Genomic DNA, 22,530 nt, shown 5'->3' on the forward strand with positions numbered 1-22,530 from the left:
CGACCGTGACCGCGCTCCCCGCCCTGCCGCACCCGGACGGGCCCGGCGCCGCGCAGGGCTACCAGGCGCGGCACCTGCTCGGCGTCCCCGCCGACGTGCTGGTCGACGAGGTCGAGACGCTCGCGCTGTCCCGGTTCGCCGGGGCGCGCTGGGACGTCGCCCCGGCCGGCACGGAACCGCTCGTCCCGCCGGCCCGGACCGCCGGGCCCGGGGAGCCGGGCGTCCTGCGCACGTCCCGGCACACCACCCTCACGGGCCCCTACGCGGCGACCGGGTCCGGCCTGCCGCCCGGCACCGCGCTCGTGTTCGACGTCGTGTGCCCCCGCGAGCGCGGGGAGGCGCCCTACCCCGGCGGCGGGGACCGCGACGGCATCGGTCGTGCGTTCGCGGGCGGGCTGCCGGTGCGCGAGGAGGAGCGGGTCGTCGCGTGGCTCGTCGCCGCGGCGCGTCGCCTCGGCGGGTCGGTGCGCACCGACGTCGGCAACCCGGCCTCGGCGGGGGTCGTGCTCACCCCTGACCCGGGCGTCGCGATCGACATGTGCCTGTACTCGGACGTGTGGCTGGAGCCCGACGCCGCGCGGGCGCTCGTCGCGCGGCAGCACCCGCGGGCCGTCCTCGCGACCGAGGGGGCGTCGTACGCGGGCCCGCCGAAGGGCATCGCCGAGCTGCCGCTGTACCCGGGCGAGAAGATGGACCCGGAGCGGCGGCGCGCGATCCACGCGGCCGCGGACGACGCCGACATCGCGGCGCTGACGACCGGGTCGGTCCTCGACGGGTACGGGCTCCTGGTGGACCTGGCGCTCGACGGCGTCGTCGCGGTCGAGGTCGGGGGAGAGGACCAGCTCCCCCTGCTGCTGCGCGGGCTGCCGTGGGCGTCGGCCGGGGCGGTGAGCTACCGCGTGCGCTGGGAGCCGCGCGACCTCGTGGAGTCGCAGCAGGAGCACCCGTCGATGGACCACCGGGTGGCGCGCAAGCGGGCCGCCGAGGTGGTCGCGCAGATCACCCGGACGCTGCACCGCGCGGTGGGCGGGGAGATCGCCGACGAGGCGGAGTTCCTCGTGGAGCCCGACGACCTGTAGCGCGTCCGGGTGGAGCGTGTCCCGGGTGTGGGACGGGCCACGTCCGGGCCGCGCGGGCCGCGGGCCCGCTCGTCGGCCGGTAAAATGGCAGCGCCTGACACGCCTGACAAGTTCATGCCCCACCCGCCCACCCGCCCCCGACCCGGACGGAGCGGCCCGTGACCTACGTGCTCCTCGCGCATCTCGCGATGGCACTCGGCGCGCCCGCACTCGTCTCCCTCCTCGGTCGCAAGGCCTTCCTCGTCATGGCACTCGCGCCGGCGTCCGCGGCGGTGTACGCGCTCGCGTGGACCGGGCGGGTCATGGCGGGCGAGCACCCGACCTCGGTCGTCGAGTGGGTGCCGGGCCTCGGCCTCGAGCTCGCGTTCCGCATGGACACGCTGTCGTGGCTCATGCTCCTGCTCGTCGGCGGGGTCGGCGCGCTCGTCCTCGTCTACTGCTCGGCGTACTTCTCGCCCACCGCGCAGGGCCTGCGCCGGTTCGGCGGCGTCCTCACGGCGTTCGCCGGGGCCATGGTCGGGCTCGTCGTCGCGGACGACGTGCTGCTCCTCTTCGTCTTCTGGGAGCTCACGACCGTCTTCTCCTACCTGCTGATCGGCCACTACGCCGACCGCAAGGCGAGCCGCCGCGCCGCGATGCAGGCGATCGTGCTGACGACGGCGGGCGGGCTCGCGATGCTCGTCGGCCTCGTCGTGCTCGGCGTGGAAGCAGGGACGTTCCGCCTGTCGGAGATCGTCGCGTCGCCGCCGTCCGGCGGCGCCGTCACCGCGGCCGTCGTGTGCCTGCTCGTCGGCGCGGCGAGCAAGGCGGCGCTCATCCCGCTGCACTTCTGGCTCCCGGCGGCCATGGCCGCACCCACCCCCGTGAGCGCGTACCTGCACGCCGCCGCGATGGTGAAGGCGGGCGTCTACCTCGTCGCGCGGTTCGCCCCCGCCTACGCGGACACGACCGTGTGGCGCACCCTCGTCGTCGTGCTCGGCGCGGGGACGCTGCTCGTCGGCGGGTACCGGGCGCTGCGCCAGTACGACCTCAAGCTCGTCCTCGCGTTCGGGACGGTGAGCCAGCTCGGGCTCATCGTGCTGCTCGTCGGCCTCGGCACCCAGGGCGCGGCGCTCGCGGGCCTCGCGATGATCGGCGCGCACGCCATGTTCAAGGCTGCGCTGTTCCTCGTGGTCGGCGCCGTCGACGCCGCGACGGGCACGCGCGACCTGCGTCGGCTCACGGGCGTGGGGCGCCGTCTGCCCTGGACCGCGGCCGCGGGAGCGCTCGCGACGGCCTCGATGATCGGGCTGCCGCCCTTCGCGGGGTACGTCGCGAAGGAGGCCGCGCTGGAGGCGCTGCTGCACGGCGAGGGCCCGGGGTGGCTGGACGCCGTCGTGCTGTGGTCCGTCGTCGTCGGGTCGATGCTCACGGTCGCGTACGGGCTGCGCTTCTGGTGGGGCGCGTTCTCGTCCCGCAAGCGGTTCGCGGGCGCGCCGGCGCGCGCGAACGAGCACCTCGACCTGCGGGCGGCCCGGGGGCCGCTCGTCGAGGCGGACGAGCCGCCGATCGACCCGTCGCGCATCAAGCCGCTGCCGTTCCTGCTCGTCGCCCCCGCCGTCGTGCTCGCGGTCCTCGGCCTCGCCGCCGCCCTCGTGCCCCACTTCGGCGAGGACCTCCTGCAGCCGTACGCGCAGACCTACCCGGCGGGCGAGCCGGGCCACCTCGTCCTGTGGGCCGGGTTCACGCCCGCGCTCGCCCTCACCGTGCTCGTGCTCGCCGTCGGCGTGCTGCTGTTCTGGCAGCGCTCGCGCGTCGAGCGGTTCCAGGCGTCGCTGTGGACCGGGCCCGAGGCCGACGTCACGTACCGGCGCGTCATGCGCAAGCTCGACGACCTCGCGGCCGACGTGACGGCCGTGACCCAGCGCGGGTCGCTGCCGCTCTACCTCGGCATCATCCTCCTGGTGCTCGTCGTGGGCCCCGGGTCGGTGCTGGTCGCGCGAACCTCCTGGCCGGACGAGCTCAAGGCGTGGGACCGGCCCGCCCAGCTCGCCGCGGTCGTCGCGATCTGCGTCGCGTCGATCCTCGCGGCACGGTCGCGGCGGCGGCTCAAGGCCGTCATCCTCATCGGGGTCGCGGGCTACGGCAACGCCGTCCTGTTCCTCCTGCACGGCGCACCGGACCTCGCGCTGACCCAGGTGCTCGTCGAGACCATCACGCTCGTCGTCATGGTGCTCGTGCTGCGCCGCCTGCCCCCGTACTTCTCCGACCGCCCCCTCGCGAGCAGCCGGTGGGTGCGGCTCGGCATCGGCGTCGCCGTGGGCGTCGTCATGATGGGCCTTGCCCTCGTGGTGCCGCTCGCGCGGGTCGCGACGCCGATCTCCGTCGACTTCCCGGAGGAGGCGTACGAGTGGGGCGGCGGGAAGAACATCGTCAACGTCACCCTCGTCGACATCCGCGCGTGGGACACGATGGGCGAGATCTCCGTCCTGCTCGCCGCGGCGACGGGCGTGGCGTCGCTCGTGTTCCTGCGCACCCGCTCCGGCGAGGTGCTGCGGCTCGGCACGGCGAAGGTCGTGGGGCGCACCGGGTCGCGCACCAACCCGGGCGTCTGGGGCGGCGAGCCCGACCCGGGTGCGGCCCTGCGCCGTCGGGGCGTGAACCCGACGGCCCAGCCGCGCATGTCGGTGTGGCTCAGCGCGGGCCGCACGCTCGCGCCGCAGCGCCGCTCGGTGATCTTCGAGGTCGTCACGCGCGTGCTGTTCCACTCGATGATCGTCTTCGCCCTGTTCCTGCTGTTCTCCGGGCACAACAACCCCGGAGGAGGGTTCGCGGCAGGTCTCGTCGTCGGCATCGCCCTGACCGTGCGCTACCTCGCGGGAGGCCGGTACGAGCTCGGCGAGGCGGCGCCGGTGCACCCCGGCCTGCTGCTGGGCCTCGGCCTGTTCCTCTCCGCGGGCGCGGGCCTGGTCCCGCTGTTCTTCGGCGACTCGGTGCTGCAGAGCTCGATCTACGAGGTCACCGTCCCGGTGTTCGGCCACGTCAAGTTCGTCACGACCCTGTTCTTCGACGTCGGCGTGTTCCTCGTCGTCGTCGGGCTCGTGCTCGACATCCTGCGCACCCTGGGGGCGGAGATCGACCGGCAGACCGAGCGCGCGGCGTCCGGGCGCGAGCCCGGCGAGGACACGGGCCCGCTCGAGGCGATGGAGCCGGACTCCATCGGGGGTGGTCGGCGATGACCCCCGCGGGCGTGATCGACATGACGCCGAGCCTCGTGCTCGTGCTCGCGATCGGCGTGTCCTTCGCCGTCGGCGTGTACCTGCTGCTCGAGCGGAGCCTGACGCGCGTGCTCCTCGGCTTCATCCTCCTGAGCAACGGGGCGAACCTGTTCTTCCTCGTCGCCGGGGGCAGGCCGGGCGGCGCTCCGATCGTCGGGACGACGCCCGAGGAGGAGATGAGCGACCCGCTCGTCCAGGCGATGGCGCTCACCGCGATCGTCATCACCCTCGGGCTCACCGCGTTCGTCCTCGCCATGGCGTACCGGTCGTGGCAGCTCCACGGGCACGACGAGGTGCAGGACGACCTCGAAGACCGCCGTGTCGCGCGGCACGCCGCCCGCAACGCCCCGGCGTTCGAGGACCTGGACTCCCTGGAGAGCGGCCAGACCCTCGACGACGAGGCGGCGGAGGTGCACGACGAGACCGACGCCGACGGCGACGGCATCACCGACGCCCGCCTCACGGACGCCCGCCCGACCGGCACCACCGGTAGCACCGGCCCGACCGGCCCGACCGGCCCGACCGGCACAGCGCGCGACGAGGGGAGGGGCCGCTGATGGAGCTCGCCGACGTCGCACGCTCGATCGTGCCGCTGCCCGTCGTGCTGCCGCTCGTCGCCGCGGGCCTGACGCTCGCGCTGTGGCGCCACACCCGGGCCCAGCGGGTCATCGCCGCGACCACGCTCGCCCTCGTCCTCGTCGTCTCGGTCCTGCTGCTCGTCGCGGCGGACGCCGGGCCCGTCGTGGTCGACATCGGGGAGTGGGCCGCGCCGGTCGGGATCGACCTCGTCGCGGACCGCCTCTCGGCGCTCATGCTCACCGTGTCGAGCTTCGTCATGCTCTGCGTGCTGCTCTACTCGCTCGCGCAGGGCGTCGCCGACGGCGACGAGGAGGCGCCGGTCGCGATCTACCACCCGACGTTCATGGTGCTCGCGGCGGGCGTGTTCAACGCGTTCCTGTCCGGAGACCTGTTCAACCTCTACGTCGGGTTCGAGATCTTCCTCGCGGCGAGCTACGTGCTGCTCACCCTCGGCGGGACGGGCGAGCGGATCCGCGCGGGGTCGATCTACGTGGTCGTGGCGCTGCTGTCCTCGGTGATCTTCCTCGTCGCGATCGCGCTCACCTACGCCGCGACGGGCACGGTCAACCTCGCGCAGCTCTCGGAGCGGTTCGCCGAGATCGACCCCGGGGTGCGGCTGACGATCCAGCTCCTCCTGCTGCTCGCGTTCGGGATCAAGGCCGCGCTGTTCCCCCTGTCGTCGTGGCTGCCCGACTCCTACCCGACGGCACCCGCGCCCGTCACGGCCGTGTTCGCGGGCCTGCTCACGAAGGTCGGCGTCTACGCGATCATCCGCACCCAGACCCTCCTGTTCCCCGACGACAGCCGGGTCGACGAGGTGCTCATGTGGCTCGCGCTGCTCACGATGGTCGTCGGCATCCTCGGTGCGGTCGCGCAGAACGACATCAAACGACTCCTGTCGTTCACGCTCGTCAGCCACATCGGCTTCATGATCTTCGGCGTCGCGCTGGCGTCGGAGCCGGGCATGGCGGCGGCGATCTTCTACGTCGTGCACCACATCACCGTGCAGACGACGCTGTTCCTCGTGGTCGGTCTCGTGGAGCGCCGCGGCGGGTCGACGTCGCTCGACCGGCTCGGCGGGCTGGCGAAGCTCGCGCCCGGGCTCGCCATCCTCTTCTTCGTCCCCGCGATGAACCTCGCCGGCATCCCGCCGCTGTCCGGCTTCCTCGGCAAGCTCGGCCTGCTCCAGGAGGGTGTCGCGCAGGGCACGCCGCTGACGTGGGCGCTGGTCGTCGGCTCGGTCGTGACGTCGCTGCTCACGCTGTACGCGATCGTCAAGGCGTGGAACAAGGCGTTCTGGCAGACGCCGCCCGTCGAGGTGCCGCAGGGCGTCACCATGCCGCGCGGGATGGTGGGGCCCGCGACGGCGCTCGTCGCGTTCGGCGTCGCCCTGACCGTGGTGGCGGGGCCGCTCTACTCGTACTCGGAGCGCGCGGCCGCGACGCTGCTCGACGGGCACACGTACGTCGACGCGGTGTTCGTCGACGGGTCCGACCGCGGCCAGGGCGTGTCGAGCGACGTGGTAGAGGAGGACTCGTGAGCCTGCACCGGCGCCGCAGCGCCCTCGCGACCGGCGGGTTCCGGCGGCTCACGACGCAGTGGCGCACGGTCGTGTGGCTCACCCTCGTGTGGGTCATGCTGTGGGGCGACCTCGCGTGGGGGACGGTCGTGGCGGGCGTGCTCGTCGGTGCGCTCGTCATCGTGCTGTTCCCGCTCCCGTCCGTGGCGACGCGGGGCCGGCTGCGGCCGTGGCACCTGCTGGTGCTGCTGGCGCGGTTCGTCGCGGACCTCGTCACGGCGTCGTTCCAGGTGAGCGCCCTCGCGATCGACCCGCGCCGCACGCCCCGGGGCGCGGTGGTCGGCGTGCGGCTGCGCAACCCCTCCGACGTGTACATGACACTGACCGCCGAGCTCACGTCCCTCGTGCCGGGGTCGCTCGTCGTGGAGGCCCACCGCCTCACCGGGATGCTGTACCTGCACGTCCTCGACCTGGAGCAGGCGGGCGGCGTCGAGCAGGTGCGCGCGGACGCGCTGGCGCTGGAGGCGCGCGTGCTGCACGCGTTCGCGTCGAACGAGGACCTGCGGGCGGCCGGTCTCTACCACGGCCCCGGCGGCACGCCGCCGGGTGTCGACCCGGGCGAGGGCGGCGGGCGGCCGGGGCGTCAGACGGGGGCGTCCACGGCGGCCGCCGGGGGCGACGGGACGGAGGACGGACGATGACGGACACCGTGTACCTCGTCGTCGTGATCGGTGCGGCCCTGCTGCTCGGTGCGGCGGCGACCCTCGCCGTCGTGCGGGCGGAGCGCGGCCCGTCGATGCTCGACCGCACGGTCGCGCTCGACGTGTTCACGACGACGCTCGTCGCCGCGATCGCGCTCGAGGCCGCGTTCTCCCGGCGGACCGACACCATCCCGCTGCTGGTGGTGCTGTCGCTCGTCGGGTTCGTCAGCTCGGTGACGATCTCCCGGTTCGCGTCCGTCGAGCCGGAGGGCGAGGGGCGCATCCTCACGGCCGAGGAGGTTGCGCGCGAGGACGCCGAGCGCCGGGCCGCGGAGGACGCGGAGCGCGACGGTGCGGTGGACCGCGACCACCACGGCACCTCTGCCGAGGGGGAGGTGCGCTGATGGACGGCTCGACCTGGGACGCCGTCGCCGACGTCGTCTCCGCCGTGCTCCTGCTGCTGGGGGCGTTCCTGGCGTTCGCGGCCGGGGTCGGGGTGGTGCGCTTCCCGGACCTGCTCGCGCGCATGCACGCCGCGACGAAGCCGCAGGTCCTCGGCCTGATCCTCGTCCTCCTGGGCCTCGCGCTGCGCCTGCGTTCGTGGGGTGCCGTCGCGACGCTGGCGCTCGTTGTGCTCTTCCAGCTCCTCACGTCGCCCGTCGCCGCGCACATGGTGGGCCGCGCGGGCTACCGCACGGGCAAGGCGGGCACCGCAGGGCTCGTCGTCGACGAGCTCACGCGCGACCAGGACGACGCCGACCGCGAGGACGACGGCGAGCACGACTTCCCGGAGGTGGAGGGCGAGGCCCATCCCCCGGCGTCGGACCGCCCCGCGAGGGAGTACCCAGGTCCGCCGAGGTAGTACCGCAGCCCGCGAGGTAGTACCGAGGTCGCGCCCGTGGTAGACCGAACCCATGCCCGAGCGCGACGACCCGACCGCGTCCGCCCCGTTCCCGGGGACCAGCCCGCGCGTCGTGCAGGGGGACGCGCACGAGGGCGGGGAGAGCACGCTCACGGTCGTGATCGCGTTCGTGGCGAACGCCCTCATCGCCGTGGCCAAGTCGGTCGCCGCGACGCTGACGGGCTCGGCCTCGATGCTCGCGGAGGCGGTGCACTCCTGGGCGGACACGGGGAACGAGGTGTTCCTCCTCGTCGCGGACCGCCGGTCGCGCCGCCCCGCCGACCCCGCGCACCCGCTCGGCTACGGCCGCGAGGCGTACGTGTGGTCGATGTTCGCGGCGATCGGGTTGTTCGCCGTGGGCGCCGGCGTGTCGATCACGCACGGCATCCAGGAGCTGGTGCACCCGGAGCCGGCGGGGAGCTTCGGTGTCGCGTACGCGGTGCTCGGGCTCGCGTTCGTGCTGGAAGGGGTGTCGTTCCTCCAGGCGCGTCGGCAGGTGCGGGCCGAGGCGCGGCGTGCGGACCAGGAGACCCTGCACCACGTGCTCGCGACGTCGGACCCGACGTTGCGCGCCGTGTTCGCGGAGGACGCCGCGGCGCTCGTCGGCCTGGTCGTCGCCTTCGCGGGCGTGCTGGCCCACCAGCTCACGGGCTCCCCGGTGCCGGACGCGATCGGGTCCATCGTGGTGGGCGCCGTCCTGGCCGTGGTGTCCGTGGTGCTCATCGACCGCAACCGTCGGTTCCTCGTGGGGGAGGCGGCCCTGCCCGGCACGCGCGACGCCGTGCTCCGTGCGATCGCCGCGATGCCGGTGGTCGAGCGTGTCACCTACCTGCGGCTCGAGTACGTGGGTCCGCGCTCGCTCTACCTCGTCGCGAGCGTGGACCTCGTGGGCGACGAGGCGGAGGTCTCGGTCGCCCGTCGACTGGACGAGCTCGAGCGCGCGGCCACCCGGTCGTCGTTCGTCGCGGGCGCCGTCTTCACGGTCTCGACGCCGGAGGAGCCGTCGCTGCTCTGACGGCGCGGCCCGCCCGGGTCACACGACCCAGGAGGGGTCGGCGACGAGCGCCTCCAGGTCCTCGACGAAGCGGCCCAGGTGGAACCCGTCCACGGCGGCGTGGTGCACCTGGATCGCGAGCGGCAGCAGGGTGCGGTCCCCGCGGGGCTCCTGCCGCCCGAGGGTGAAGATCGGCCGCAGGTGCTCCCACCCGTGCGCGAGCTGCAGCGTGAAGCTGGTGAACCGCGTCCACGGCAGGCTCGACACGTCGAACGTGTTCGGCGGGACGTCGTCCTGCGGGACGAACGCGGTCGCGCCCCGGTGCTCGGCGAGCAGCGCCGCCGCGTGCGCGTGGAACGACGCGAAGTCGCGGTCATACGGCGCCCACACGCTCGCGAACGTCTCCCGCTCCGGGTTGAGGACGGTGAACGCCGGGTGGAGCACGTCCCAGACGCCGGGCGCGCCGTCGGGCGTCACGTCCGTGCGGAACGCCGCGTGCCGGTCGACGACGGTCGCGAGCGCCCACACCTGTGCGACGTACGTCTTCCGGGACGCGGCCCGCAGCGCCGCCACGAGCGCGGTCACGTCGAGGTCGACGGTCGCGGCGTAGGTGCACGGCACGCGGTGGCGGTAGTGCTCGAAGTGCTCCCGGCGTGGCCAGGAGGCGGTGTCGACGGGCCGGAGCTGGTTCACCCGTCGATCCTCGCGGTCCGGGCGGCGCCCGCGGTAGGGGATTTCGTGCCCCGTGGTCCCGTCACAGGGCGGGGACGTCGTCGGTGCGGCGCTCGCGGTCGAGCAGGCTGCGCTTGACGTCGAGCCCGTACCGGTACCCGCCGAGGGTGCCGTCGGTGCGCAGGACGCGGTGGCACGGCACGAACAGGGCCGCGGCGTTCATGGCGCACGCGCCCGCGGCGGCGCGCACCGCGGCCGGTCGTCCCGAGAGCTCGGCGTAGCCCGTGTAGGTGACGGGTGCGCCGGGCTCGACCGTGCGCAGCACGTCCCAGGCGTGCGCCCGGTAGGGCCCGGACGTCTGGCGCACGGGGACGTCGTCGATCGCGTGGACGTCGCCCGCGTAGTAGGAGCGGACGGCGCCGACGGCGCGGGCGACGGCGGCGTGGTCGTCGGGCACCGGGTCGAGCGCTGCGGGGCGCAGCGTGGGGTGGACGAGCGCGACGAGCGTGTCCGGGTCGGTGGTCCAGCCCGAGGCGAGGACTGCGCCGTCGGGCGCGACGACGAGGGTGAAGGGGCCGTCGGCGGTGCGGACCGTCGTCGTGAGGGCGGTGGCGTGCGCGGTGACGGGCGCCGTGGCCGGCGCGGCGGTGCGTGCGGTGGCTGCTGCTGTGGTGGTCACGGGGTCTCCTGAGGGGTGGTGAGCGTCGAGGTGTCGGGGTGGGTGGGTGCGGCCGCGCGCCACAGGTGCATCGCGGCGTAGGAGCGCCACGGCGCCCAGGCCCGGGCGCGGGCGACGAGGTCCCGCCGGTCGTCGGGGAGCCCGATCGCGCGCGCCCCGGCGCGCAGTGCGAGGTCGCCGTCGAGCAGGACGTCGGGGTCGTGCAGGACGCGCATCGCGACGTACCCGGAGGTCCACGGCCCGACGCCGGGCAGCGCCTCGAGCGCGGCGCGTGCGGCGGCGGGCTCGGCGGCCGGGGAGAGCGTGAGCGTCCCGTCGGCCAGCGCGCGGGCGGCGCCGACGACGGCGGCTGTGCGGCGGGCCGGTCCGCGGAGCAGCCCCGCGCCGTCGGCCGCGATCGCGTCCGCGGCGGGGAACAGGAGCGTGGGGCCGAGCCGTGAGGCGACGGGTGTGCCGAGGCCCGCGGCGAGGCGGGACAGGTGGGTCCGTGCCGCCGCGACCGAGATCTGCTGCCCGACGAGCGCGCGCACCAGGATCTCCGCCGGGTCCACCGCGCCCGGCACGCGGACGCCGGGCGTCGCCGCGACGGGCCCCGCGAGCGCCGGGTCGGTGCCGAGCGCGGTGTCGACGGCGAGGGGGTCCGCGTCGAGGTCGAACAGGCGGCGCACGCGCGCGATCGCGGCGGGAAGGTCCGCGACGGTCGACAGCTCGAGGTCGAGGCGGAACCGGGCGGCGTCGGCCCGGGTGTCGTACGACGCGCGGAAGGCCCCGGGGCCGCGGGGGAGGGCGAGTGCGCGCGCGTAGGTGAGGACGGTGCCGTCGAGCGGGCCGGCGACCTCGACGCCGTCGACCGCGCGGGCGGCGAGGAAGCCGAACACGCCCCGCGCGTCGTAGGGCTCGCGCAGCGGCAGGACGAGCGACAGCCCGGCGGGCGCGTCCTGGTCGGTCGTGCCGACGTCGGCGGTCCCGCCGCTCGGGGCGGGCACCGCGTGGGCGCGGGCCGCGGGGGTGCCGCGGCGCACGCGGGCGCGCAGCTCGCTCGGGGTGGTGTCGAACACCTCGGTCACGGTGTCGTTGAACTGCCGGATGCTGCCGAACCCGGCCGCGAACGCGACGTCGGCGAGCGGCAGGTCCGTCCCGGTGACGAGCGCGCGGGCGGTCTGGGCGCGCAGGGCGCGGGCGAGCGCGACGGGTCCCGCGCCGAGCTCGGCGACGAGCACGCGGTGCACGTGCCGCGACGAGTAGCCGAGGCGGGCGGCGAGGCCCTCGACGCCCTCGCGGTCCACGACGCCGTCCCCGACGAGCCGCATGGCGCGCGCGGCGAGGTCCTGCGCGACGTCCCACGTCGGCGAGCCGGGCACGGCCTCCGGCAGGCACCGCTTGCACGCCCGGTAGCCGGCCTCGTGGGCGGCGGCGGAGGTGCGGTAGAACGTGACGTTCTCGGGGCGCGGCGTGCGGGCGGGGCACGACGGGCGGCAGTAGATGCCGGTGGTGCGCACGGCGGTGATGAACTGGCCGTCGAAGCGCGCGTCGCGCGACGCGATGGCGCGGTAGCGCTCGGCGAAGACCGGGTCGTCGGTCGACGTCGTTGCGCCGGGTCGCGTCGGGGGCGTGGTCATGGGTCGATCCTGACCCGCGCGAGGGTGTGGTGGCTAGCGGGAATCGGACACGGCGGTGCCGAGCCAGTCGAGGACCTCGGTCAGGTACGTCGACCGAGCAGGCTCCGGCGAGAGCGCGAGGTCGTGCGCGCCGCCCTCGACCGTCACGACCGCGACGTCGTCACCGAGGCCGCGGGCGCGCGACGTGATGTGCCCGACGTCGAGCACGGAGTCGGTGGTGAGCAGCTCCGGGTGCCACCCCGCCGCGGGGCCGCTGCGCGCGGACGCGAGCACGAGCACGGGACAGTCGACGTGCAGCCCCCGGGCGACGCGCGCGTGCGCGCGACGCACCGTGCGCAGGAACCCCGCCCGCACGGGGAACCCCTCCAGCGGCTTCCACGCGAGGTCGAACTCCCACTCGCCGCCCGTGCTCGCGTGCAGCGCGCGCGCCCAGTGCTCGTCGAGGTGCCCGACGACCAGCCGCGGCGCGACCCTCCCCACCGCGTCGAGCACCCACGTCACCGGCCCGCGGAACACCCACGGCTTGTTGAGGTCGAACCACGGGCTGTTGAGCACGAGCGCGTCGAGCAGCCCCGGCCGCGCGTCGGCCCACAGGCTCGCGACCAGCCCGCCCGTCGAGTGCCCCAGCACCACCAGGCGCTCGTGGCCCTCGGCCCGGACGGCGCGCGCCGCGGCGTCGAGGTCCTGGGCGTACACGGCGAGGTCGGTGACGAAGTTCGGGTCGTCGTCCGGGCGGGACGGCGCCCCCGACCCCCGCCCGACGGAGCGCCCGTACCCGCGCAGGTCGACCGCGTAGAACGGGTACCCGCGCGCGGCGAACGCGTCGGCGACGTGGGTCTGGAAGAAGTAGTCGATGAAGCCGTGCACGTACAGCACGGCGGGCCGCGGACCGGCCGGGTCGTCCGCGGTTCCGCCGCCCGGGTGCCCGACGGCGTCCCTCGCTCGTCGTACGAGGGTCGCCACCGCGCCGTCGGGCAGGGCGAGGTCGCGGGCCTGCCAGTCGTCGCCGAGCACGTCAGGACGCCAGTCCTCCGTCACGAGAGCCATGCCCGACGGTACCGTGGCTCGGGTGACGAGCCAGATCATCGCGCGGTCCGACACCGGTGTCGGGCACCTCACCCTCGACCGGCCCCGCGCGCTCAACGCCCTCTCCTTCGCCATGCTCGGCGAGATCGCCGCCGTCCTCGACGCCTGGCGCGACGACCCGACGGTGCGCGTGCTCCTGCTCGACGGCGCGGGCGACCGCGGGTTCTGCGCCGGCGGCGACATCCGGGAGCTGCACGCGTCCGTCGCCGCCGGACGACCCGAGGACGCACGCCGCTACTTCCGGCGCGAGTACGCCGTCGACGCGGCGGTCGCCGAGAGCCCCGTCCCCGTCGTCGCGCTCATGGACGGCATCACGATGGGCGGCGGCATCGGCCTCGGCGGGCACGCGACGGTCCGCGTCGTGACCGAGCGGTCCCGCGTCGCCATGCCGGAGACGCGCATCGGCTTCACGCCCGACGTCGGCGGGTCCTGGCTCCTCGCCCGCGCACCCGGGCGCCTCGGTGAGCACCTCGCGCTCGGCGCCGTGACGATGGACGGCGCCGACGCCGTCCACGCCGGCCTCGCCGACCACTACGTGCCGAGCGAACGGCTCGACCTGCTGCGCGAGGACCTCGTCGCCCTCGCGACCGCCGGCGTCGACCCCCTCGACGCCCAGGCCGTGCACGCCGTCGCCCTGCGGCACGCCACCACGCCGCCGCCCTCGGCGCTCGCGGCACGACGGTCGCGCGTCGACACGTGCTACGCCGCGGCCACGGTGCCCGAGATCGTCGGACGGCTCCGTGCGGCGGGAGCCGCGGGCGACGCCGCGGCCTCCGCCGAGGCCGACGAGCTCGAGGCGCTGTCGCCCACCGCGGTCACCGTCGCGCTCGCGTCGGTGCGCCACGCCCGCGGGCTGCGCGACCTGCGGTCCGCCCTCGCGCACGAGTACGGCGTCGTCTCGTGGTTCGTCGACACCCGGCCCGACCTCGTCGAGGGCATCCGCGCTCAGGTGGTCGACAAGGACCGCGACCCGCGCTGGTCGCCCGCGTCCCTCGCCGTCGTCGACCCGTCCCTCGGCGACGAGGCGCTCGCCTACGTCCCGCCGGAGCCGCTCTGGTCGTGACGCGGGCCCGGCTCCGGTGGGGTGCGGACGCACGACGGCCCGCCCCGGTACGTCCGGGGCGGGCCGTCGTGGGAGCGGTCAGGACGGCGGGCGCAGCCGCGTCGCGTCGTCGATCTCGTCGTCGCCGTCGGACCCGGGGTTCTCGGGGCCTGGTGCGCCCTGCTGCGGCGGGAGCGGCTGCGTCGGTGCGGGCGGGACGGGGCCCGGTGCCGGGGGCAGCGGCTGGGTGGGGACAGGGCCCTGCGCGTACGGCGTGGTCGGGCTCTGCTGCGGGTGCGCGGGTGCGCCCTGCGGCGGCGCGTACGGGCCGCCGGGCTGACCGGGGTAGGGCTGTCCCGGGTAGCCGCCCTGGGCGGGCGGGTACTGGCCGGGCTGCTGCGGACCGGGCTGACCGGGGTACGACTGTCCCGGGTAGCCGCCCTGGGCGGGCGGGTACTGGCCGGGCTGCTGCGGGCCGGGCCGACCGGGGTAGCCCTGGGCGGGCGTGTACTGGCCGGGGTAGGTGCCGGGGGGCGGCGGGTACTGGCCCGGGTAACCACCCTGGGCGGTGGCGGTGTCCGCGCCGTCGGGCTTCTTGCGCAGCACGAGCCACAGCACGAGGCCGATGATCGCGAGCAGCACGATCCCGCCGATCAGCCCCAGCAGCCACCAGGGGAAGCCGCTGCCGGAGTCCGAGTCGGACCCGGCGGTGGAGCCCGACGTGGAACCGTCCGAGCCGGTGGTGCCCTCGTCGGTCGTCCCGCCCTCGGAGCCCGACCCGGCGGACGCGCCGCCGGCGACGGCGGACCCGCGGGCCGAGATCTCGTTGACCTCGCCCATCACGGGGCGCCAGGTCACGGTGTTCCCGTCGACCTCGCCGTTCGTCTCGCCGACCTCGCCGGGGAAGGTGATGGAGATGATGACCTCGAAGCCGTCCATCATCTGGCGGGTCATCTCGTCGGTGCTCGGGTCGGAGCCGTCCAGGCCCAACTCCTCGTCCGACATGTCCATGGTCCCCGAGACGACGAACTCGTCGCCCTCGCGCGTGATCGACAGCTCGTCCGCGCTACCCGTCGACATCTCGGAGATGGGCTGGCCCGTGTACGTCATCTTGGTGCCGGTGTAGCCGTCCTCGGCGTACGGCTCCTGGGTGGCACCCGGCGGCAGGTCGGACTCCATCTCGGAGCCCATCTGGTCCCACAGCGCCTGCGGGTCCTGGCCCAGGGACTCGGCGAACTCGTCGGAGAACGCCATGATGATCGTGCCGTCGGCGGTGTCGTCCTCGTTGAGCGTGAGGTTCATGTCCATCTTCATGCACCCCGCGAGGAACAGTGCGAGGGTGGCGAAGAGGGCACCGATGCCGAGACGTCTGCGCAAGCCGGAGGAGTTCACCTGCCCAGCATGTCGCGGATCGTCGCGCGGGGCCAGGGCCGGTGCCGATGTGAGACGGAATGCGCCGCGACTTCATCCGGTCGTCGCGGGACCCGCCGGGACCGGGGCGGCACGGGCTGACGAACGAAGTTGAGCGGAATACACTCAACTTCAGGACCGTTCCCTGGTCAGACCCTGTCCCTGATCACCACCGGAGCACCGATGGACACGAAGTTCACCACCATGTCGCAGCAGGCGATCGGCGAGGCGATCCAGACCGCGTCGGCCGCCGGGAACCCGCAGCTCGAACCGGCCCACCTCCTCGCCGCGCTGCTCGCGCAGGACGGCGGGGTCGCCGTCGGGCTCCTCGACGCCGTCGGGGCGGACACCCGCGCGATCGGCCAGAAGGTGCGCGCCGCGCTCGTCGCCCTCCCCACCGCGAGCGGGTCCGCCGTCGCGCAGCCCACGCCGTCGCGCGCGACGTCCGTCGTGCTGGAGAACGCGGCCAAGGAGGCACAGGGCCTCGGCGACGAGTACGTGTCCACCGAGCACCTGCTCATCGGCCTCGCCGCCGGCGCGTCGCAGGCCGCGGCCGCGCTCCAGCAGGCGGGCGCGACCGCCGAGGCGCTGCGGGCCGCCCTGCCCGCGGTGCGCGGGAGCGGGCGCGTCACGAGCCCCCATCCGGAGGGCACCTACAAGGCGCTGGAGCAGTACGGCACCGACCTCACCGCCGCCGCCGCGGACGGGCGGCTCGACCCCGTGATCGGGCGCGACGCCGAGATCCGGCGCGTCGTACAGGTGCTGAGCCGCCGCACGAAGAACAACCCCGTGCTCATCGGCGAGCCCGGCGTCGGCAAGACGGCCGTCGTCGAGGGGCTCGCGCAGCGCATCGTCGCGGGCGACGTCCCCACGTCGCTGCAGGGCAAGCGGCTCGTCTCGCTCGACCTCGCGAGCATGGTCGCGGGCGCGAAGTACCGCGGCGAGTTCGAGGAGCGGCTCAAGGCCGTCCTGGAGGAGATCCGGTCGTCCGACGGCGAGGTGGTCACCTTCATCGACGAGCTCCACACCGTCGTCGGTGCGGGTGCCTCGGGCGGCGACTCGTCGATGGACGCGGGCAACATGCTCAAGCCGATGCTGGCGCGCGGCGAGCTGCGGCTCGTCGGCGCGACGACGCTCGACGAGTACCGCGAGCACATCGAGAAGGACCCCGCGCTGGAGCGCCGGTTCCAGCAGGTGTACGTCGGCGAGCCGTCGGTCGAGGACACCGTCGCGATCCTGCGCGGGCTCAAGGAGCGGTACGAGGCGCACCACAAGGTGACGATCGCCGACTCCGCGCTCGTCGCCGCCGCGTCCCTGTCGGACCGGTACATCACCGGCCGCCAGCTCCCCGACAAGGCCATCGACCTCGTCGACGAGGCGGCGTCGCGCCTGCGGATGGAGCTCGACTCCTCCCCGGTGGAGATCGACGAGCTGCAGCGCGCCGTCACGCGCCTCGAGATGGAGGAGGTCGTGCTCTCGGACTCGACCGACGCCGCGTCGGTCGACCGCCTGGAGCGCCTGCGGGCGGACCTCGCCGACCGGCGCGAGGAGCTCGCCGCGCTCACCGCGCGGTGGGAGGCCGAGAAGGCCGGGCACAACCGCGTGGGCGACCTCCGGGTGCGTCTCGACGAGCTGCGCACCGCCGTCGAGCGTGCCGTGCGCGAGGGCGACCTGGAGACCGCGGGCCGGCTCCAGTACGGCGAGATCCCGCAGGTGCAGCGCGAGCTCGACGCGGCGGAGGCGGAGGAGGCGGCCATCGAGGGTGCTGCCGCGGCCGACGTCGCCCAGGCGCCGATGATCGCCGACAAGGTCGGCGCGGACGAGATCGCGGAGGTCGTCTCGGCGTGGACCGGCATCCCGGCCGGGCGCATGCTGCAGGGCGAGACGGAGAAGCTCCTGCACATGGAGGAGGTCGTGGGGGAGCGCCTCATCGGGCAGCAGGCGGCCGTGTCCGCCGTGTCCGACGCCGTTCGTCGCTCGCGCGCGGGCGTCGCCGACCCGGACCGGCCGACGGGCTCGTTCCTGTTCCTCGGCCCGACGGGCGTCGGCAAGACCGAGCTCGCGAAGTCGCTCGCCGACTTCCTGTTCGACGACGAGCGCGCCATGGTGCGCATCGACATGTCGGAGTACTCCGAGAAGCACTCGGTGGCGCGCCTCGTCGGGGCGCCCCCCGGGTACGTCGGGTACGAGGAGGGCGGCCAGCTCACGGAGGCCGTGCGACGTCGGCCGTACTCGGTGGTCCTGCTCGACGAGGTGGAGAAGGCGCACCCCGAGGTGTTCGACATCCTGCTCCAGGTGCTCGACGACGGTCGTCTCACCGACGGCCAGGGACGCACGGTCGACTTCCGCAACGTCATCCTCGTGCTCACGTCGAACCTCGGCTCGCAGTTCCTCGTAGACCCGCTGCTCGACGCCTCGGCGAAGCGCGAGAGCGTCATGACGGCCGTGCGCGCCGCGTTCAAGCCGGAGTTCCTCAACCGGCTCGACGACGTCGTCGTCTTCGACCCGCTGAGCCTCGACGAGCTCGGCCGCATCGTCGACCTGCAGGTCGCCGCCCTCGGGCGTCGACTCGCGGACCGGCGGATCACGCTCGACGTCGCGCCCGCGGCGCGCGAGTGGCTCGCCCTGGAGGGCTTCGACCCCGCGTACGGCGCGCGACCGCTGCGCCGGCTCGTCCAGCGCGAGATCGGCGACCGGCTCGCTCGGATGCTCCTGGCGGGCGACGTCGCGGACGGCGACCTCGTGCGCGTGGACCGCGACCCCGACGCCGAGGGCCTCACCCTCGCGACGGAGGTCCTCACCGCCTGACGGACCCGCCGAACCCCGGGTTACTCGTCACGACACGCTCGTCGTGACCAGCAACCCGGGGTTCGGCGCGCTGTGGCGACGCGCGAGAAGCACCTGTTCCGGTACGTCAAGGACCGGTGACCTGGGCCTTCCCGGGCGGGGCGGGGGCGTGCGGGACATACTCGGGTGGTGCCGACCGACGAGACCACCGAGACCACCGCCGCGACGCGAGCCGACGACGCACCGCTGCGCTCCGCCGTCGTCGTCAACCCGAACCGGGTCGAGGGTGCCGACACGCTGCGTCGCACCATCGAGGACGAGCTCGCCGCGGCGGGATGGCCCGCCCCGGCATGGTTCGAGACGACGGCCGAGGACCCGGGGACCGGGCAGGCCCGCGAGGCCGTGGCGCAGGGCGCGGAGGTCGTCTTCGTCGCGGGAGGCGACGGGACGGTGCGCGCGTGCATCGAGGGGCTGGCGGGGACGGACGCCGCCCTCGCGATCCTTCCGGGCGGCACGGGCAACCTGCTCGCGACGAACCTCGGCATCCCCACCCGCTCCGTCGACGGGGTGCGGATCGCCCTGGAGGGTGGCCGCCGCACGATCGACGTGGGAGAGGTCGACGGCCAGGTGTTCGCCGTCATGGCCGGGATGGGCCTGGACGCCGCGATGATGGAGGACGCGCCGACGGCGCTCAAGGCACGGGCCGGTTCGGTCGCCTACGTGTTCTCCGCCCTCAAGCACCTCGCCGACGACGAGATGCACGTCGAGGTGACGGTCGACGGGACGACGCGGCGGCGTCGCGCCCGGACCGTCGTCGTGGGGAACGTGGGCCGGCTCCAGGCGGGCACGAACCTCCTGCCCGACGCCGAGCCGGACAACGGGCAGCTCGAGGTCGCCATCATCGCGCCCCGCAACCTGCAGCACTGGGTCCAGCTGCTGTGGGGCGTCGTGCGCGGGCGCAGCCGTGTCCCGAGCCGCGAGGTGGTGCGCGGGAGGCAGGTGAGCGTCGTGTGCGACCGGCCGCAGCCCCGCCAGCTCGACGGCGACGTCGTCGAGCCCGGCCGCCGCCTCGACGTGACCGTGCGCCCCGCAGCCCTGCACGTGTGCGTCTACCAGCCGGAGGAGTCGGCGGACATCGCCGAGGGGGCGCCGGGGACCCGCTGAGCCGGGTCCCCGAGCGCGGTCCGCGGGCGGCGCACCCGTGGACGCGGGCCGCGCCGGGACGACGACGTTCGGCAGGATGGGCGCATGAGCGAACCCGAGTCCTGGCCTCGACCCGGCGCGAGCGCCGAGCGACAGCCCGACGGAACGCACCCGCCGCATGCAGCACAGCCGCCCTACGGAACACGGACGCCGTACGGAACGGAGGGACCGTACGGCCCAGCCCCGACCGGGACCGCGGGTGGCGGCCGCTCGCCCCTCGCCGTCGTGGCGTTCGTGGCTGGCGTGGCGACCGTGCTCGTCGGCGTCGCGACGACTCTCGCGATCCCGCTCGTGCTGTCCTCTGCCCGGTACGACTACGCGGTCCTCGGCACCATCCAGACGGTGAACGGCGTGCTCTCCGCGCTGCTCGGGCTCGTCGCGGTCGTCACCGGTGCGGTCGTGCTCGTGCGGCGTGCCGGCGGGACCGCGCTCGCGGCCGCAGGAGTCGCTCTGGGTGCGTCGGCGATCCTCGGGCTCGTCGTCTCGTTCGCCCAGGGAGCGCTCTACCGGGTCATGTGACGAGGGGCCGGTCGCGTGCGACGGCTCCGGCCCGACGGCGCCCCGCCCGGCACGCCCCTCGCCCGGGTTCGCCCAGGTCATGGGGGTGGGCGTGACAAGCTCACCGGCCATGGGGCAGTGTGGTGTGCCCGACCGACCGCCGGTGGGCCGCACGTCGTGCCCTCCCGGCCCCGACAGCCCTGGAAGGAGGCGACGTGCTGCGCCGTCCAGGACCACCCGGTGACACCGCCCGGCACGCGCCCGCGCGCCCCTCGGCGCTGCCCTGGGGCGCGGTCGTCGCCGGCGCGGGTGCGGTGACCCTCGTCGTCACGGCCGCGGGCATGGTCGGGGCTGCCACGGGCGGACCGCTCCCGGCCGTCGTCACCGGCGACCACGCCGCGGAGTGGCAGGCGGGCGGGGACCCCACGGTCCTCCCGCGTCCCGACGAGCCGCGTCCCGTCGTGACCCGCATCCCGCCGCCCGCCGCCGTCGACCTCCCCGTCGACCGGCAGGACGACGTCGAGGACTCATCGGCCGACGACGCCCCCGCCCCGGGTGCGTCCGAGCCGCCCGTCGTCGCGGAGCCGGAGCAGCCGCCGTCGAGCACCCCGACGGACGAGGCGTCGCCCACGCCGCGACCGACACCGACGCCCACGCCGGACGAGCCGACGACCGCGCCGGGGGTCCTCCAGGTCACGTGGCTCCAGGAGCGCCTGCGCGCCCACGGCGCCGACGTGGCCGTCACGGGGTCGATGGACGACGCGACGCGCGCCGCCCTGAGCGCGTTCCGCGAGGCCCACGGCCTCGTCGCCCCCGAGGGGGACGCCCTCGACGACGCGACGCGGGCGGCGCTCGCGGGTGACCCGACCGACGCCGAGGGCGGCGACGAGACGACAGCCGCCCCCGACCCGGTGCCCCCGCCGTCGACGTCCGAGCCGACCGGGGACGCGTCCTCCTCGGTCGCGGAGAGCGATGCCGCCCCGACCCCGGACCAGACGGAGAACGCCGACGGCTGATCCGTCCGATAGGTTGGCTCGTCGGCAGGACACGAGGACGGGACGACGACGAGCACGATGAGCGGGTATTCGCAGGGGCAGGCTGCCCCGCACGGCAGGGGGCGGGCGGTCGCACCGCGCGGGTACGCGAAGGGGCGTGCGAAGCGGGAGCAGATCGTCCAGGCCGCGGTCGGGCTGTTCGGCGAGGTGGGCTACCACGCCGCGTCGCTGCGTGAGCTCGCGGGCCGGGTCGGGATGTCCCACCCGGGCCTCCTCCACCACTTCCCGACGAAGGTCGCCCTCCTGGAGGCCGTCCTGGAACGTCGCGACGAGGTCGACCGCGCCGATCTCGAGCAGGACCGCGCCGAGGGCGCGTCGTACGTCGAGGCCCTCGTCCACCTCGTCGAGCGCAACGCGACGCGGCGCCCCATCGTCGAGGCGTTCACGGCGCTCGCGGCGGAGGCGACGTCACCGGACCACCCGGCGCACGCGTACTTCGTGCGCCGCTACGAGTCGACGGTCGCGCGCGCGGCGAAGGAGCTCGCCCGGCTGGGAGCCGCAGGGGCGCTGCGGGACGGCGTGGACCCGCAGGTCGCCGCCCGCCAGCTCGTCGCGGTCATGGACGGCCTCCAGGTGCAGTGGCTCCTCTCCCTGGGGTCCGAGCCCGCGCAGCCTGTCGACATGGCCGCCGTGCTGCGCGACTTCCTCCGGCTCGTCGTCCACGACCCGCCCGCGCCGACTGCCTGATCAGTCGAGCAGGTCGCCGGGCAGGGGGTCGGCGCTCGTGGCGAGGCACAGGCCGGTGCGGTCGCCGTCCGCCCAGGACGCCTCGGTGGGCGCCCACACGACGCGCTCCACCCCGTCGGGGGCGTGCGCGCCGAGGACCTCGGGCCCGCACACGCGCCCGACGCGCCGGTCGACGGCGTCCTGCCCGGGCCAGATCTCGGCGTCGCCGAAGTCGGTCCGGGCGACGACCTGCGCCCGGTGCTCGTCGGCGCACGGGACGACGCGGACGCGCGACACCGCGCCGTCGGGCCCGAGCTCGTCGACGCAGCTGCCGAGGACGAGCTGGCGCGCGTGCACGGTGACCGGTGCTGCGACGTCGCCCGCGAGGGGCGTGGCGGCGCGGTCCTGCTGCCACCACGAGACCCCGCCGACGACCCAGCCGAGGGTCACGGCGGCGCCCAACGCCATGCCGGTGAGGGCGAGCACCCGGCCGCGCGTGCCCTGCGCGCGCACGCGTGAGAGGGCGGCGCCACCGAGGCCCACGCCGACGGGGCCCAGCAGGAGCCCGGCGGGGACGCTCGCGACGGCGAGCGGATCGGTGCGCGGCGGGGGCGGTGTCCAGCCCGGTGCGTGGTACGTCCCGGGCGCGAACCCTCCGGCGCTCTGCGGGGGCGCAGCGCCGTGCGGGGGCGCCGGGCTGTGCGGAGGCGCGGGGCTGTGCGGAGGTGCGGGCACCGGCGCGGCGGGCGTGCTGCCGGGGGCCGCGAACAGGTCGTCGCCCAC

The 22,530-nt window shown here is 75.1% G+C and carries 20 protein-coding genes; 14 read left to right on the top strand and 6 right to left on the bottom strand.

The features are described from left to right. Positions 1–5 precede the first annotated feature (5 nt). The 8 genes from LGQ04_RS00785 to LGQ04_RS00820 all read left to right on the top strand — a co-directional run bounded on the left by LGQ04_RS00785 (position 6) and on the right by LGQ04_RS00820 (position 9,051). Complete coding sequence (locus LGQ04_RS00785) at positions 6–1,079, top strand: hypothetical protein (RefSeq protein ID WP_229241575.1); 1,074 nt, start codon at positions 6–8, stop codon at positions 1,077–1,079. Positions 1,080–1,237: 158 nt separating this feature from the next. Then, complete coding sequence (locus LGQ04_RS00790) at positions 1,238–4,297, top strand: Na+/H+ antiporter subunit A (protein WP_229241576.1); 3,060 nt, start codon at positions 1,238–1,240, stop codon at positions 4,295–4,297. After that, positions 4,294–4,893 (top strand): Na(+)/H(+) antiporter subunit C, encoded by a 600-nt coding sequence (locus LGQ04_RS00795; protein WP_372469864.1) that lies wholly within the window; start codon positions 4,294–4,296, stop codon positions 4,891–4,893. Before LGQ04_RS00790 ends, LGQ04_RS00795 begins: the two co-directional genes overlap by 4 nt. After that, positions 4,893–6,455 (top strand): Na+/H+ antiporter subunit D, encoded by a 1,563-nt coding sequence (locus LGQ04_RS00800; RefSeq protein ID WP_229241577.1) that lies wholly within the window; start codon positions 4,893–4,895, stop codon positions 6,453–6,455. The genes LGQ04_RS00795 and LGQ04_RS00800 overlap by 1 nt, the downstream gene beginning before the upstream one ends. Beyond that, the gene (locus LGQ04_RS00805) at positions 6,452–7,135 is read left to right on the top strand and encodes a Na+/H+ antiporter subunit E (RefSeq protein ID WP_229241578.1); all 684 of its coding nucleotides are present in this window, start codon (positions 6,452–6,454) and stop codon (positions 7,133–7,135) included. The genes LGQ04_RS00800 and LGQ04_RS00805 overlap by 4 nt, the downstream gene beginning before the upstream one ends. Then, positions 7,132–7,539, top strand: coding sequence for an MrpF/PhaF family protein (locus LGQ04_RS00810; RefSeq protein ID WP_229241579.1), 408 nt, complete (start codon positions 7,132–7,134; stop codon positions 7,537–7,539). The genes LGQ04_RS00805 and LGQ04_RS00810 overlap by 4 nt, the downstream gene beginning before the upstream one ends. After that, on the top strand, positions 7,539–7,997 hold the full coding sequence (gene mnhG / locus LGQ04_RS00815; RefSeq protein WP_229241580.1) for a monovalent cation/H(+) antiporter subunit G: 459 nt from the start codon (positions 7,539–7,541) through the stop codon (positions 7,995–7,997). Before LGQ04_RS00810 ends, mnhG begins: the two co-directional genes overlap by 1 nt. 52 nt (positions 7,998–8,049) lie before the next feature. Next, entirely contained in the window at positions 8,050–9,051 is a 1,002-nt protein-coding gene (locus tag LGQ04_RS00820) for a cation diffusion facilitator family transporter (protein ID WP_229241581.1), read from the top strand. Between the two features lie 18 nt (positions 9,052–9,069). Here the strand turns inward: LGQ04_RS00820 and LGQ04_RS00825 are convergent, their stop codons facing one another. The 4 genes from LGQ04_RS00825 to LGQ04_RS00840 form a co-directional block, all read right to left on the bottom strand. After that, on the bottom strand, positions 9,070–9,723 hold the full coding sequence (locus LGQ04_RS00825; protein ID WP_229241582.1) for a CatA-like O-acetyltransferase: 654 nt from the start codon (positions 9,721–9,723) through the stop codon (positions 9,070–9,072). 61 nt (positions 9,724–9,784) lie between these two features. Further along, on the bottom strand, positions 9,785–10,381 hold the full coding sequence (locus LGQ04_RS00830) for a methylated-DNA--[protein]-cysteine S-methyltransferase (RefSeq protein WP_229241583.1): 597 nt from the start codon (positions 10,379–10,381) through the stop codon (positions 9,785–9,787). After that, positions 10,378–12,000, bottom strand: coding sequence for an AlkA N-terminal domain-containing protein (locus LGQ04_RS00835; RefSeq protein ID WP_229241584.1), 1,623 nt, complete (start codon positions 11,998–12,000; stop codon positions 10,378–10,380). The genes LGQ04_RS00830 and LGQ04_RS00835 overlap by 4 nt, the downstream gene beginning before the upstream one ends. A gap of 33 nt (positions 12,001–12,033) precedes the next feature. Beyond that, a complete protein-coding gene (locus tag LGQ04_RS00840) occupies positions 12,034–13,047 on the bottom strand; it encodes an alpha/beta hydrolase (protein WP_229241585.1) in 1,014 nt (337 codons plus the stop codon). A gap of 22 nt (positions 13,048–13,069) precedes the next feature. On the opposite strand from LGQ04_RS00840, the gene LGQ04_RS00845 reads away from it, so the two are divergent. Further along, a complete protein-coding gene (locus tag LGQ04_RS00845; RefSeq protein ID WP_308016318.1) occupies positions 13,070–14,149 on the top strand; it encodes an enoyl-CoA hydratase/isomerase family protein in 1,080 nt (359 codons plus the stop codon). 78 nt (positions 14,150–14,227) lie between these two features. Here the strand turns inward: LGQ04_RS00845 and LGQ04_RS00850 are convergent, their stop codons facing one another. Beyond that, on the bottom strand, positions 14,228–15,520 hold the full coding sequence (locus tag LGQ04_RS00850) for an LppM family (lipo)protein (RefSeq protein WP_229242399.1): 1,293 nt from the start codon (positions 15,518–15,520) through the stop codon (positions 14,228–14,230). A gap of 201 nt (positions 15,521–15,721) precedes the next feature. On the opposite strand from LGQ04_RS00850, the gene clpB reads away from it, so the two are divergent. The 5 genes from clpB to LGQ04_RS00875 all read left to right on the top strand — a co-directional run bounded on the left by clpB (position 15,722) and on the right by LGQ04_RS00875 (position 21,768). Further along, positions 15,722–18,346 (top strand): ATP-dependent chaperone ClpB, encoded by a 2,625-nt coding sequence (clpB, locus tag LGQ04_RS00855; RefSeq protein WP_229241587.1) that lies wholly within the window; start codon positions 15,722–15,724, stop codon positions 18,344–18,346. Between the two features lie 168 nt (positions 18,347–18,514). Further along, positions 18,515–19,489 carry a diacylglycerol/lipid kinase family protein gene (locus LGQ04_RS00860; RefSeq protein WP_229241588.1) on the top strand — a complete coding sequence of 325 codons (975 nt, stop codon included), beginning with the start codon at positions 18,515–18,517 and terminating at the stop codon, positions 19,487–19,489. Positions 19,490–19,753: 264 nt separating this feature from the next. Next, positions 19,754–20,047, top strand: coding sequence for a hypothetical protein (locus LGQ04_RS00865; protein WP_229241589.1), 294 nt, complete (start codon positions 19,754–19,756; stop codon positions 20,045–20,047). Positions 20,048–20,241: 194 nt separating this feature from the next. Further along, positions 20,242–21,042, top strand: a complete 801-nt coding sequence (locus LGQ04_RS00870) for a peptidoglycan-binding domain-containing protein (protein WP_229241590.1) — start codon at positions 20,242–20,244, stop codon at positions 21,040–21,042. A 57-nt stretch (positions 21,043–21,099) separates the two neighbouring features. Further along, on the top strand, positions 21,100–21,768 hold the full coding sequence (locus LGQ04_RS00875) for a TetR/AcrR family transcriptional regulator (protein WP_229241591.1): 669 nt from the start codon (positions 21,100–21,102) through the stop codon (positions 21,766–21,768). Here LGQ04_RS00875 and LGQ04_RS17585 read toward each other — a convergent pair whose 3' ends face one another. Beyond that, on the bottom strand, positions 21,769–22,530 hold the full coding sequence (locus tag LGQ04_RS17585) for a septum formation family protein (protein ID WP_229241592.1): 762 nt from the start codon (positions 22,528–22,530) through the stop codon (positions 21,769–21,771).

Source organism: Cellulosimicrobium marinum, from assembly GCF_020551945.1.
Lineage (GTDB): Bacteria > Actinomycetota > Actinomycetes > Actinomycetales > Cellulomonadaceae > Cellulosimicrobium > Cellulosimicrobium marinum.